This is a genomic window from Marinobacter sp. ATCH36 (assembly GCF_023555055.1).
In the GTDB taxonomy this organism is placed as follows: domain Bacteria; phylum Pseudomonadota; class Gammaproteobacteria; order Pseudomonadales; family Oleiphilaceae; genus Marinobacter.
Window position 1 is genome coordinate 220,863 of record NZ_JAMJPL010000005.1, and the last position, 12,219, is coordinate 233,081.

Below are 12,219 nucleotides of genomic sequence, written 5' to 3' on the forward strand. Positions count from 1 at the left end.
GCCTCGCTTTCAAGTATTCAGAATGATGTCGGGCAATCAGTACGCCGGGTTCGCGGCAAACTGCTTTCGGTATTCCCGGGGCGATAGCCCGGTGTAACGGATGAACAGGGTCCGGAAATGCCTCACATCACTGTACCCGACAGCATAGCTGATTTCCTGCACCGAACGCTGGTCGTTCTCCAGCAGGTGCCGGGCCACGTTGACTCGCAACCCGTGCAAATAGTTTGTCGGGGTTTCTCCCGTAACCTTTTTGAAGCGTCTGGAAAAGGTGCTCTGGCTCATATTGGCCTTGGCGGCAAGCTTGTCGGCGCTGACAGGCTCATCAAAATTCTGCAGTAACCACTCCTGAACCCGCGCAATGCGCTCGTCATCGTGGTCGATATTTGGCGGGTCCGTGGAATAGCCAATCTGCCAGACACGGGGTGTTTTCAGTACAAGGGCCCTGGCAGTCTCCATGGCTAGCCGGTGGCCACGCAGTTTTTCCACCAGATACAGGCTCAGATCCACCGCCGAGTAAACACCACCGCCGCAAACGATATTCTCCGAGTCGGTGAGTATCCTTTCTGGCTGCCAGTTTACCAATGGATAGCGTTGTCGACAGACATCAACAAGACCCCAGTGGGTGGTTGCGCTCTTACCGTCCAGCAGTCCGGCTTCCGCAACAAGAACCACGCCAGCACAAGAGGCGGCAATCACCGAGCCCTGCCGATATTGTTCACGCAACCAGGGATAGAGGTCTTTGTGGGCCAGGCAGGCGGCTTCGAAGTCCACACCGATAGCGGCTATAACAACCAGATCCGTCGCGGTGATATCCAGAACCGAGCAATCGGGCGTCAGAGCAAGGCCAAAGAGGGTATTTACGGGCTTGCCATCCAGGGATGCCGTTCGAACCTGAAAGCAGGGGTGGGGTGGATCATGCAGCAAATTGCTCCACAGCACACCTGCGCTGCGAAATATCTCCACAGGTGCCACAGCGGTGGATGGCGCTCCACCCTCGACGAGAACCACAGTAACGTCCATCGTCCGTCCTTGTCGCTAATCGGCTGTATCGTCGAGTCCAATATGCCAACAAGCCGTCTGTAACCGCAAGGTGACGGGTACTGAATAGCAAAATCACCCCCCAAATTTGGTTGATCTCCCTCTGCATTGATTGCGCAGCAGTTGCGAGACTGTCATTGAACCAACTGGTAAACACAGGGGACGAGCCATGACTAACAAGCAGATTCATCAGTGTGAATGCTTTTGCGGCGCCGTGGGTTTTACCGTTCGTGGCGAACCAGAGGCCATGGGATATTGCCATTGCAGTTCCTGCCGACACTGGTCGGCTGCCCCGGTGAACGCCTTCACGTTATGGTTACCTAATACTGTGGAGGTTACCAGGGGAGCGGATCATATAGGCAGCTATAACAAGACCAAAGCCAGCAAACGTATGTGGTGCGGCGCCTGCGGCGGCCACCTGTTTACTGAACACCCGGAGCTGGGGCTGATTGATGTGTACGCAGCCATGTTGCCAGAGCTTGCCTTCGAGCCCACGGTTCATGTGCATTACCAGGAAGCGGTGTTACCCTTGCAGGACGGATTGCCAAAGCTGAAAGATGTTCCAGAGGAAATGGGTGGGTCAGGCGAATACCTGTCTTGACAGGTATTCGCCTCTGTCCAGTCGTCCTCAAGACACTGCCATCGTAAATAGAAAACCGATATGGCGACAAGCAGCTCTACTCCAGATCATCGCGACGCCGTTACCCTTCTTGCCCGGGCAGGTTATGGGGCCCGGGGTATTGTCTATCTTCTGGTTGGCGGGCTGGCTGCCATGGCGGCGTTCGGGCAGGGCGGCCAGACAACCGGCAGCCGTGGCGCTCTGCTGCGTCTGTTACACGCGCCCCTGGGTGACGTGCTGCTGGGCGTTATGGTTATTGGTCTTTTGGGGTTTGCCCTGTGGCGGAGCGTTCAGGCTGCAAAGGATACCGATCACCACGGCACCTCTGCCAAGGGCGTCCTGATCCGGGCTGGTTTATTTGTAAGTGCCATAACCCATACCATGCTTGCCGTGTTTGCGGTCAGTCTGATTTTTAGCCTGGGTGGTTCCTCCGGTGATTCGGGGGGCGGGTCTAAAGACGCTGCTACCTGGCTAATGAGTCAGTCCTACGGCAGATGGCTGGTGGCGGCGGTAGGGGTTGCACTTGTGGCAGCCGGTATCGCCCACGAAATGAAGGCAATCAAAACGAAATTTGACCGCCACTTCAGTATGCCGACGCAAATTCAGTATTGGGCTTATCCTGTTTGCCGTTTCGGCCTGATAGTTCGCGGGGTGGTGTTCGTAATAGTTGGCGGCTTTTTTATCACCGCTGCCTACCAGCTAGACCCGGATGAGGCCGGTGGTATTGCCGAAGTGTTCAGCGCGCTGCGCGGGCAGGCATTTGGCCAGAGCCTACTGGCGCTGGTTGCTATTGGTTTGTTTGCTTTTGGACTCTACAGCTTGCTGGAAGCGGTATACCGCCGCATCAATCCCTAGACCGGAATACATTCTGTTATGGCGTTTCAATCCGAGCGGGCACAGCGATGGTTTCAACGGATAAGCACTTCCAAACACATGCTGTGGTTCCTTGCGGTGGTGTCTTTCCTGGAAACCATCATCGTTCCCATACCCATAGAACTGGTGCTGATTCCGCTGATGGCCATCAACCGGGATCGCATATGGCAGTTGGCGGCGGTTACCACCCTTGGTTGCCTGGTAGCGGCATTGGTGGGCTATGGAGTGGGGATGGTGCTGTATCAATCCGTGGGCACCTGGTTTATCGAAACGACGGGAATGCAAAGCGGCTACCAGTCCTTCCAGACATTTTTCGACCAGTACGGCTTCGTGGCCATACTTGCGCTTGGCATAGTGCCGGTTCCCTTTCAGATCGCCATGATCACGGCAGGCGTGTCCGGCTACCCGATTTATCTGTTTGTGCTGGCTGCCCTGATCGCCCGCGGTATTCGCTATTACGGTCTGGCGTGGCTGATATTACGGTTCGGCAAGCGCGCGGAAGATTTATGGCGGCGCCATGCAGTGACCGCCAGTCTCGCTGCAGCTGGTGCTTTGGTCGCCATCTCTCTAGGACTGCAGGCCGTGGCGAACAGAATGATCTAGGAGAGCAGGTCAGTGATTGCGATAGATGTTTGAAAACTCCTCGCAGGACTCACCGACGGTGGGGGTGTAGATAATCGGGAGCATTTCTTCCAGGTGATCTTCCAGTAGACGGAAGAACAGCGTTTCATTGTCGTCCTGAATCGCACGCAACGTAGTTCGCTCTTTCCTCGGAAATACCAAAAGAATCTGGGATAATGACGTTTCCTACGACATGCATTTGAATGAGCGGATCCATGGCATCGACCGTTAGACGTCCTAAAATATCCCGGGGTTTTACCCTTATTGAGCTGGTGATGGTTATTGTCATCCTTGGGATTCTAGCAGCGTTTGCGCTTCCTCGTTTCGCTTCACTTTCCTCTGACGCCAGGGAAGCAACGCTTGAGTCTGTAGCGGGAACCATGAAGAGCACGATCGGGATCGTAAAAAGCAAAGCCTATGCGCAGGGGCTCTCACGCTCGGCCGCGAATCCCGGCGGCTCGAATCAGACTGGTTATATCATTGAGACTGAAGCTGGCAGGGCTGAGGTAGACTGGCGTAATCTCTGCCCGGAAAGCCGGGCCGAAACAGCGGATGCATTGACAATGCTGGATTATATCTCCGTTGATGAATCCGATACGCTCCTGAAAACCTTCGTAAACAACGAGGTCACCAGGGTCGGGTTTAACCTGCCATCGGATCCCGGCCCCGGATGTTATGTGGAATACGATTCGTTCGGAGTTCCCGACTGCACGGTAACTAAAGTCGTCGGTGGCTGTTGATCAGGGCGTTTGACCTCTCCCCCCCTATTGAACGCTGAGCGTCAGTCGATCGGTTTACCCGCTGTACCGGAATCAATCATTCCCTGAATTTCTTCCCTGGAATACCCGCACTCCGCCAACAGGGCGCTGGTATGCTGGCCTAGCGTCGGGGCGCCCTGTAGATACTGATCTGCAGCCGAAGAGAATCGCGCCGGGGCGCGAGTCTGGCGAATGTGGCCGGCTTGGGGGTGATGGTAGTCCACCAACAGATCATTCGCCTGAACCTGAGGGTGGTCCAGCATTTGAGTGCGCGTCAGTACCGGGGCGCAGGGCACCTGTTCCTCTTCGAGCCTGGCAAGCCAGTGCTCGGCAGAATCTCTGCGGATAACGGACTGGATAAGTTCCAGCCGGTCGTCGATGTTCTGCTGTCGCAATTCTGCAGTCAGGAATCTCGGGTCCTCGGCCCATTCCGGCCGGTTGAGCGCGCGGATAATTGCCTGCCATTCGCGGTCATTCTGCACCGCGATGGCGATGTATCCCGTGGTCGTCTCGTAGATCAGGTCCTGAAAGCTGGCAGCCTCCTGTTGCGGTACATCTCCCCGCACAAAGGTCTGGCTGCCCATGTCCGAGCTCCACAGAAACGCGATAATGGCGTCCAGCATGGACAGGCGCACGTGCTGACTTTCGCCGGTACGCTCACGGGCAAAGAGGGCAGCGGTGATGGCCTGGGCGGCGGTTACGCCGGTCAGCTTGTCCGGCAGGATGGTTCTGACCAGTTGCGGGCGCCGCCCATCAGCGCCGGCCTGCACCGTGGCCAGCCCTGACAGGCCCTGGATGAGCGGGTCGTAAACCGGGCGCTGGGAATAGGGGCCGGTATCCCCGAAACCACTGATCGATACCATAATCAGGTTTGGTGCCACCTTGCGCAGTTCGTCTTCACCCAGCCCCATTCTTTCGATCACACCGGGGCGGAAATTCTGCACAAACACGTCGGCGGTGGCCACCAGCTTCAAAAGCGCGTCACGGCCTTCAGGTTCTTTCAGGTTCAGCGCTACCGACTTTTTGTTGCGATTGTTGTTGAGAAACGACGCCGACACATCGCCCTGCCGGTTGGCCGCAGACCGGGTAAAATCGCCACCCGCCGGATTCTCGATCTTGATCACCTCCGCGCCCTGATCTGCAAGCATCATGGTGGCCAGAGGGCCGGATATCATGGCTGTCAGGTCTATTATGCGGATTCCTTTGAGAGGGCCGGTCATCCGATTGCTCCTGTTGTTACTGATGCTGAGGCTGTTCAGTCCGCGCCAAATACATGGCAGGCTTCTTCCACGATGATTCCATGACGCTTTGCCAGGTTCATCCGATTGTCATCGTAGCCGCCGCCGATGACTGTAGCTACCGGAATACCGTGACGTTTCAGTTCACTGAGTACCTGATAATCCCGTTCCCGAATGCCGGACTCGGAAATGTTCAATTTACCCAGAGGGTCTCCCTGAAATACGTCTACCCCCGCGTCGTAGAGGACAATATCCGGCGTCGATAATGCCAGAGCCTTTTTGAGTGTGTCACTGACGGTTGCCAGGTAGTCTTCGTCACCCATGTCGTCCGGCAGGGCCACATCCAGATTGCTGACCTGTTTACGAAACGGGAAATTGCGTTCGCAGTGAATAGAGCAGGTGAAGGCTCTCGGCTCATTGGCCAATAGTGCGGCGGTGCCATCCCCCTGATGGACATCACAATCAAAAATGAGAACTCGCTGAATACCTCCCTGTCTCAGAAGCACGTTGGCGGCTATAGCCAGATCATTGAGAATGCAAAAGCCGGCGGCGTAATCGAAATGCGCGTGATGCGTGCCCCCTGCGAGGTGGCAGGCAATGCCGTAGTATAGCGCTAACTGTGCCGTCAGAACCGTACCGGAAGGCGCCAGGAAGGTGCGCCGGACCAGGCCCTCGCTCCAGGGTAGATTCATCTGCCGTTTTTCAATGGCAGACAGCCGATTATTGGCGAAGCGCGAAAGATAATCGGGGCAATGAGTGTCGGTCAACCAGGCTTGGCGACACGGCGCGGGACGGAAGCTGTTGCTGGAAGTCAGCAGCCCCTTCGAACGCATGTAATCTGCAAGTAGCCCGAACTTCTCCATGGGAAAGCGATGCTTCTCTGGAAAAGGAAAACTGTAATCGGGATGGTGAACTACGGGTACGGGCATGCATGTTTCCGGTTACGATAGGTTCCGCGGGAATGTACGGGCTTTTTTGCAGATGGGATTGCAGTTCAATCACACTGCACCGGTCATAAGAACTGCACGTACCTTAGCTCAAAGTCTGTCATTCAATAAAAGGTGCTTTCGTGTCCACCAGCGTCCAGATGAGCGATATTAACCTTGCTTACCCAACAGAGTCAGGCACCGTTGCGGTGCTTAACGATGCCTCACTCACGGTCCCACCCGGAGAAACACTGGCCATTACCGGACCGTCTGGCAGCGGGAAAACCTCGCTGCTTTTGCTGCTCTCCGGCCTCCAGCGCCCGGACAGCGGCGATATCCTGGTTGGCAGCCAACGCCTTGGCGATATGGATTCCAATGCCCTGGCGGACTGGCGCAGTGAGCACCTTGGCATCATCTTTCAATCCTTCCATTTGCTACCCGGGCTGACCGCGCTCGGCAATGTCAGTCTGCCGCTTGAGATTGCCGGGCAGGCGAGTGCCCGCGAGCAGGCCCTTTCGATGCTGGACGCAGTCGGGCTGAGCCACCGGCTTCAGCATTACCCGGGGCAGCTTTCCGGCGGTGAACAACAACGTGTCGCCATCGCCAGGGCTCTGGTTCACCAGCCGAGCCTGCTTTTAGGTGATGAGCCTACCGGCAATCTGGATCAGCAAACTGGCGAAAAAGTACTCTCATTATTGTTTGACCTTCACAAACAGAGCAAATCTACGCTGGTGCTGGTGACCCATGACGAGCGCGTAGCGGGTCGCTGTCAGCATCGCGTCAGGATGGAAGGCGGTCGTCTTTATGAAGCGTGAAACCGCCACCAGTCCTCTGTGGATGCTGAAATTCGCAGTTACCGATCTGCGATCACGCATCTCCGCACTCAAAATCTTTCTGGCGTGCCTCATCCTTGGCGTGACACTGGTCGCAGCCACCGCCAGCCTTTACCGAGTTATCGAACAGAGCCTGCTGGCGGATACCCGCGCGCTGTTGGGCGGCGACGTCGAGCTGGATGCCAGTGAGCCGCTACCGGATGAGGTACTCGACTGGATTGGCCGTACCGGTAGCCTCTCGCTGGTCCGGGAATTCGACACTATTGTCAGCAGCAGCGATGGTGAGGGCTTTTTTCGGGCTGAAATACTGATTCCCGATGCGGCCTATCCGCTCTACGGCGAGCTGCAGCTGACGCCGAAAGAACCACGGGAAGAACTGACCGCACGGAAGGATGGGGTTTGGGGCGCCATTATCGACCCCATGCTGGCCGAGCGCCTGGGCCAGTCTGTTGGCGACGAGATCGAGATCGGAGCCGCTACCTTTCGTATCAGCGGCCTGATTGAGGGACAGCCTGACCGCAGCCTGAATGCCAACTGGCGCGGACTGCCGGTGATGATTTCTGAACAGGCGGTCGAGGCAACGGAACTGATCCGGCCGGGCAGCCGCGTGGATTATGAATACCGGGTGCAGACTGATCGTGACCTGAATACCTGGCTGAGCGAATTCGACCAGGCGTTCCCCGATAGCCGCTGGGACATCACCACGTTTGCCGAACGCAGCGAACGCATCTCCGAGCGGCTGGACCAGATTGCCACGGCACTCATCCTGATCGCATTCACCACGCTGTTTATCGGTGGTCTGGGTGTCGCCAACAGCATCCATGCGTATCTGGACGAAAAGCTTGGCACCATTGCCACGCTGCAAACCCTGGGATTGCGCCGCAAACCCTTGGTGGCGATCTACCTGCTGCAAATCGGCATATTGGGCAGCCTGGCCGGCCTTGTCGGCGGTGGAATCGGGCTGGGGCTATCGGCAGTGGCGATCAGCCTGGCCGGCGATGCCTATGCGATATCCGGGCCTGACGGGGCAGGGGACTGGCTGTCCCTCTGGTTCGTACCGCTGCTCCTGAGTTGGCTTTTTGCCGTGCTGACAGCCTATGTTTTCGCGCTACCGGCGCTGGCCAGGGCACTGGCCGCCCCACCAGCGGGGCTGTTCAGGGGGCAGGTTCAGGCTGCAAGCCACGAGCCGCGCAAGTGGCGAGTCGCCAGCTACCTGCTGCTGGCGGTCTACATTGGCGCCACGCTTTTCTGGTTGCCATCCCCGCAACTCGGGTTTCTGTTTCTGCTCGCGGTGATCGTGCTCTGGGGATTCCTGGAAAGCCTGATCAAAGGGTTGCGCCGTGGTGCCAAAGCACTGGAAAACGGCGGCTTTGCCGATAGCAACTTCGCCCGCAGGCTGGCGTTGGCAAATCTGCACAGGCCGGACTCGCCGTTGCGGGCCACACTGCTGTCGCTGGGCACGGCGCTTACTCTTGTGGTGGCTTGCACTCTGATGGTCACCACGCTTTTGCGAGCGCTGGAAACCACTATTCCCGCTGAATCACCTGCGTTGATTCTTTACGACGTTTTTCCGGATCAGATGGAATCGCTGAAATCTGGCCTGGAATCTCTTGATCCGTCCAGCAAAACCGAGCTGTTGCCGCTGGTTCGCTCGCGCCTGGCAACGATCAACGGCAAGCCCATTTCGGAGGTCCTCGCAGACGATCCGCAGGCAAGGCGCGAAGCCATGGGCGATGAATTCAAACTCAGTTATCTGTCCGGAAACCCGGAGGGCCTGGAACTGGTTGAAGGCGAGTGGTGGAATTCATCTGCGCCAGAAGGCGAGCCGGCCTTCATGGCGATGGAAGACCGGGAGGCCAATGAATTGGGGCTGACGGTTGGCGACCAGATAGAGTTCACTGCCCAGGACCAGCCAATTGCCGTTCAAGTAAGGGCCATCTATCGGCAGAAAGGCCTTCAGACGCGGTTCTGGTTCGAAGGTATTCTTCAGGACGGCGCGCTGGACAATTTGATAGGGCGTTACGTCGGCGCGGTCTATCAAAGCGATCCGTCGGCAAAACAGTCGCAGCAATGGCTGGCCAAAAACGTTCCCAACGTGATCACTCTGCGCACCGCCGACTGGCTTGAGACGGCCGGCAACCTGCTCAACAAGGCCGCAGCTGGTCTTGCCGCGGTTGCAACGGTCAGCCTGCTGGCAAGCCTTCTTGTGTTGTCGAGCGTGGTCAGTGTCAGCCGCAGACGACAACTCTATGAGGCCAACCTGCTGCACTGCCTCGGCGCCAGGCATCAGGCCATCCGGCAGTCCATGCTGCTTGAAACCGGTTTGCTGACCTTTCTCGCGACTGTTTTCGCCACCGCGCTTGGGTCTCTGATCGCGCTGCCAGTGGCCGACATAGCATTGAAACTGCCTGCCGGCGATCTGTGGTGGCTGGGCGCGCTCGTTGCAGGCGTTGTCAGTTCGCTGGCTCTGCTGGGTGGCCTGTTGCCAACCCTGAGGGCGATGCGGCTTAATCCGGCGCTTTTGCTGCGGGATAGTTGAGTTGGATTATTTACCGATGTCTCTGGTTTGGGCATTAAACACGTCAACGATGGTCTCGCAAAGCCATTTATGCCCGGACTCTGTTTCTGAACCCTGGTCCCAGCAAAGGTCAAAAGAGAAAACCACCTCTTCGAGAGGAAGAGGTGCGGACTTGAGATTCTTCAAGCGGGGGTCGAGCGACAGCAGGTGCTTCGGGGCAATGGCGATCAGGTCGGTGTTCATCAACACGTCCGGAATCGGATCCCAGCTTGATACGATCAGGGCTGAATGCCGTTCAAGCCCGCGTTGCGCCAGTGAATCATCGATCACCGTTGTGCCGGTGGAAGCCTGTGACAGCTTTACGTGGGGAAGGCTGGCGTAGAGTTCTGCCGTCATGGGTTCGGACGCGCTTGGGTGATCCGGCCGCATGATCACCACAATATCATCTGCCATCAGTCGTTTACTGCGCACGGCTTTGGGCTTCAGGCGGCCCGGTGTCAGTCTGATTTGTGCATCCACCCGGTCCCATGGGCTGTCGGTGGACACGGAAAACGGCAGGATATCAATGGTGATACCGGGTGCCTCACTGCGGATTCGGCTGGAAAAACTCGGCAGGAAAAACCCCGACACATAGCCCGCCACCTGCATGCTGAAAACCCTTTTGGATTCTGCGGGCACAAACTGCTGCTGTGCGCTGATGGCGCCAGAGAGGTGCGATAAGCCATCCTCAACCTGAACAATAATTTCCCTGGCCCTGTCGGTAGGCTCCAGCCCCTTCGCGGTTCTGTAGAACAACTGGTCATTCAGCATGGTGCGCAAGCGCCCCAGGGCGTGGCTGACGGCGGAAGGGGACAGCCCGAGTTCGTTTGCGGCTTTGGAAATCGAACGGTGCTCCATGATGTTGGTGAATATCACCAACAGATTCAGATCAAAATCTCGCAGGTTTACCATTGTGGTGGCGTCTCGCAGCTCTGGTTCTGTTTTTATGCTGCGAGTATAGCGGAATGTCATGGCATCAACCGAAGGTTTCCGGCAGCCAGAGTGTGACGGCCGGTACATAGGCTACCAGGCCGATAACGGTAAGAAGCACCAGCATGAATGGCCAGATATGGCGCGCGACTGTTTCCACCCGCAGGCCGCTGATGCTGGAGGCCACGAAAATGGAATAGCCGACCGGCGGGGTGACCATGCCTACCGCAAAGTTGATGACTACCATGGCGCCAAGTTGAATGGGTTCCAGGCCAATCTGCTGGCCCAGGCCGATCAGTACACCGCTGAGGATGACCATGGCGGAAATATTATCCATCACGGCGCCGAGCAGAAGCAGCATTACGTTGATGATCAGCAGCAGAATGATCGGGTTGTCGGTCAGCAGCAGCAACGCTTCGGTCAGTCGGGCCGGGATCTGTTCACTGGCCATCACCCAGGAGAATCCATAGGCAACGGCGACGATGAACATGATCACGCCGGTGGTTCGCATGGAGCTGATCAGAATGGTGGGTATCTGTTTCCAGGTCAGGTCGCGATAGAAAAAAAGACCGATCACCGCGCTGTAAAACGCGCCTACCATGGCCGCTTCCGTTGGCGTGAACATGCCGCTGTATATACCACCCAGGATGACAACGGGGGCCAGTAATGCCCAGATTCCGTCTTTCAGGGCCAGGAGGATTTCCTTGCCGGTGGCGCGGTTTTCCCTGGCGACTTTGTGATGGCGGGCGTAGAGAACACTCACAACGCAGAAGCCGGACGCGGCGATCAAACCCGGAACAATGCCTGCCAGAAACAGCTTGGCGATGGATTCTTCGGCAAGCACGCCCCAGATCACCATGGGGATGGACGGGGGAATCATTTGCCCCAGGGGGCCGACGGCCGTGGCCAGTGCTGCGGCATACCCCCGCTGATAGCCGCGGCTGTCGAGTTCATCAATCATGATGGAGCCCACGGCAGCGGTGGTGGCAGGGGCGGAACCAGAAATGGCGCCGAAGAAAGTGCCTGCGGCGACGGTGGACATCGACAGGCCACCGGTCAGGTGCCCGAAAAACTTCTCGGCAACCCGCACCAGGCGCCGCGACAGGCCACCGGCGCTCATTACCTCGCCGGCCAGTATAAAGCCGGGAATGGCCAGCAGGCTGGTGACGTTACTGCCCGCGATAAACTGCTGGGGCAGAATCATCGGGTTGATGTCGGCCATCCAGATTCCGATGGCGGCCAGTGATCCAATGGTAAACGCGATGGGTACGCCCAGTGCCAACAGCACAATCAGGCCAACTACCATAATCAGGCCGATTTCACCCATCATTTTACTCCGCTCGGTTTATGGATTCGGGTTGGGCGGATCAGAAGTATCACTGCATGAATACTGATCAAAAGGCCGCCGACGGGCACGGCCGCATTTTTAAGCCAGACCGGATAGCGCACGGCAGGGGAAACCTGGCCCACCGTGAACTCTGCAAAGTTCCACCCTGTCCACAGCATGAGCAGGCCGAACCCGAAAACCAGCAGCATGATGGCGCGCTCAAGGATTTCGGAGATCAGGGGTGGCAGGGCGTCTATCAGGAGCGTGACACGCACATGCCCGCCTTCCCGGACCAGCGAGCTGGCGAACAGGAAGACAGTCCAGGTGAATGCAAGTGCTGCGATTTCGTCGCTCCACACCAGGGCGTCTTCAAGGGCATACCGATAGAAGACGCCAAGAAGGAGGCTCGAAACCATGATCAGGGCGGCCAGAGCCCCGACTAACTGTGACCCGAAGGCCAGGCCGCGTCCCAATTTATCGAGGGAATCATACATCTGGT

12 protein-coding genes and 1 pseudogene are annotated in these 12,219 nt (G+C 57.4%); 6 read left to right on the forward strand and 7 right to left on the reverse strand.

Going from position 1 to position 12,219, the window contains the following annotated elements:
* Positions 1-36 precede the first annotated feature (36 nt).
* Complete coding sequence (locus M8010_RS15735; protein ID WP_250093528.1) at positions 37-1,020, reverse strand: GlxA family transcriptional regulator; 984 nt, start codon at positions 1,018-1,020, stop codon at positions 37-39.
* Between the two features lie 187 nt (positions 1,021-1,207).
* Between M8010_RS15735 and M8010_RS15740 the strand changes: the two genes are divergently transcribed.
* Genes M8010_RS15740 through M8010_RS15750 form a run of 3 tightly spaced genes read left to right on the forward strand, consistent with a single transcriptional unit; the run spans position 1,208 to position 3,133 of the window.
* The gene (locus M8010_RS15740; protein ID WP_250093529.1) at positions 1,208-1,639 is read left to right on the forward strand and encodes a GFA family protein; all 432 of its coding nucleotides are present in this window, start codon (positions 1,208-1,210) and stop codon (positions 1,637-1,639) included.
* 60 nt (positions 1,640-1,699) lie between these two features.
* Positions 1,700-2,512 (forward strand): DUF1206 domain-containing protein, encoded by an 813-nt coding sequence (locus M8010_RS15745; protein WP_250093530.1) that lies wholly within the window; start codon positions 1,700-1,702, stop codon positions 2,510-2,512.
* An 18-nt stretch (positions 2,513-2,530) separates the two neighbouring features.
* Positions 2,531-3,133, forward strand: coding sequence for a YqaA family protein (locus M8010_RS15750; RefSeq protein WP_250093532.1), 603 nt, complete (start codon positions 2,531-2,533; stop codon positions 3,131-3,133).
* A 12-nt stretch (positions 3,134-3,145) separates the two neighbouring features.
* Here the strand turns inward: M8010_RS15750 and M8010_RS15755 are convergent.
* Positions 3,146-3,283, reverse strand: a pseudogene (locus M8010_RS15755) (hypothetical protein); the annotation flags it as partial.
* 83 nt (positions 3,284-3,366) lie between these two features.
* Between M8010_RS15755 and M8010_RS15760 the strand changes: the two are divergent.
* Positions 3,367-3,891: a type II secretion system protein gene (locus M8010_RS15760; protein ID WP_250093533.1), complete on the forward strand. Its 525-nt coding sequence runs from the start codon at positions 3,367-3,369 to the stop codon at positions 3,889-3,891.
* Between the two features lie 41 nt (positions 3,892-3,932).
* Here the strand turns inward: M8010_RS15760 and M8010_RS15765 are convergent, their stop codons facing one another.
* Entirely contained in the window at positions 3,933-5,129 is a 1,197-nt protein-coding gene (locus M8010_RS15765; RefSeq protein WP_250093535.1) for a CaiB/BaiF CoA transferase family protein, read from the reverse strand.
* Between the two features lie 35 nt (positions 5,130-5,164).
* Positions 5,165-6,076 carry a histone deacetylase family protein gene (locus M8010_RS15770; RefSeq protein WP_250093536.1) on the reverse strand — a complete coding sequence of 304 codons (912 nt, stop codon included), beginning with the start codon at positions 6,074-6,076 and terminating at the stop codon, positions 5,165-5,167.
* A gap of 158 nt (positions 6,077-6,234) precedes the next feature.
* Between M8010_RS15770 and M8010_RS15775 the strand changes: the two genes are divergently transcribed.
* Together M8010_RS15775 and M8010_RS15780 are read left to right on the forward strand one after the other, a co-directional pair.
* Complete coding sequence (locus M8010_RS15775) at positions 6,235-6,888, forward strand: ABC transporter ATP-binding protein (RefSeq protein WP_250093616.1); 654 nt, start codon at positions 6,235-6,237, stop codon at positions 6,886-6,888.
* Entirely contained in the window at positions 6,878-9,445 is a 2,568-nt protein-coding gene (locus M8010_RS15780; RefSeq protein ID WP_250093538.1) for an ABC transporter permease, read from the forward strand. The genes M8010_RS15775 and M8010_RS15780 overlap by 11 nt, the downstream gene beginning before the upstream one ends.
* 6 nt (positions 9,446-9,451) lie before the next feature.
* Here M8010_RS15780 and M8010_RS15785 read toward each other — a convergent pair whose 3' ends face one another.
* Genes M8010_RS15785 through M8010_RS15795 form a run of 3 tightly spaced genes read right to left on the reverse strand, consistent with a single transcriptional unit; the run spans position 9,452 to position 12,214 of the window.
* Positions 9,452-10,435 carry a LysR family transcriptional regulator gene (locus tag M8010_RS15785; protein ID WP_250093539.1) on the reverse strand — a complete coding sequence of 328 codons (984 nt, stop codon included), beginning with the start codon at positions 10,433-10,435 and terminating at the stop codon, positions 9,452-9,454.
* A 4-nt stretch (positions 10,436-10,439) separates the two neighbouring features.
* Positions 10,440-11,723 (reverse strand): TRAP transporter large permease, encoded by a 1,284-nt coding sequence (locus M8010_RS15790; RefSeq protein ID WP_250093541.1) that lies wholly within the window; start codon positions 11,721-11,723, stop codon positions 10,440-10,442.
* Positions 11,720-12,214 carry a TRAP transporter small permease gene (locus tag M8010_RS15795; protein ID WP_250093543.1) on the reverse strand — a complete coding sequence of 165 codons (495 nt, stop codon included), beginning with the start codon at positions 12,212-12,214 and terminating at the stop codon, positions 11,720-11,722. The genes M8010_RS15790 and M8010_RS15795 overlap by 4 nt, the downstream gene beginning before the upstream one ends.
* Positions 12,215-12,219: the final 5 nt, after the last annotated feature.

Excerpts from the sequence above, each read along its gene's own strand:
- M8010_RS15735 (WP_250093528.1), bottom strand. The coding sequence starts at position 1,020 with ATGGACGTTACTGTGGTTCTCGTCGAGGGTGGAGCGCCATCCACCGCT.
- M8010_RS15740 (WP_250093529.1), top strand. The coding sequence starts at position 1,208 with ATGACTAACAAGCAGATTCATCAGTGTGAATGCTTTTGCGGCGCCGTG.
- M8010_RS15745 (WP_250093530.1), top strand. The coding sequence starts at position 1,700 with ATGGCGACAAGCAGCTCTACTCCAGATCATCGCGACGCCGTTACCCTT.
- M8010_RS15750 (WP_250093532.1), top strand. The coding sequence starts at position 2,531 with ATGGCGTTTCAATCCGAGCGGGCACAGCGATGGTTTCAACGGATAAGC.
- M8010_RS15760 (WP_250093533.1), top strand. The coding sequence starts at position 3,367 with ATGGCATCGACCGTTAGACGTCCTAAAATATCCCGGGGTTTTACCCTT.
- M8010_RS15765 (WP_250093535.1), bottom strand. The coding sequence starts at position 5,129 with ATGACCGGCCCTCTCAAAGGAATCCGCATAATAGACCTGACAGCCATG.
- M8010_RS15770 (WP_250093536.1), bottom strand. The coding sequence starts at position 6,076 with ATGCCCGTACCCGTAGTTCACCATCCCGATTACAGTTTTCCTTTTCCA.
- M8010_RS15775 (WP_250093616.1), top strand. The coding sequence starts at position 6,235 with ATGAGCGATATTAACCTTGCTTACCCAACAGAGTCAGGCACCGTTGCG.
- M8010_RS15780 (WP_250093538.1), top strand. The coding sequence starts at position 6,878 with ATGAAGCGTGAAACCGCCACCAGTCCTCTGTGGATGCTGAAATTCGCA.
- M8010_RS15785 (WP_250093539.1), bottom strand. The coding sequence starts at position 10,435 with ATGACATTCCGCTATACTCGCAGCATAAAAACAGAACCAGAGCTGCGA.
- M8010_RS15790 (WP_250093541.1), bottom strand. The coding sequence starts at position 11,723 with ATGATGGGTGAAATCGGCCTGATTATGGTAGTTGGCCTGATTGTGCTG.
- M8010_RS15795 (WP_250093543.1), bottom strand. The coding sequence starts at position 12,214 with ATGTATGATTCCCTCGATAAATTGGGACGCGGCCTGGCCTTCGGGTCA.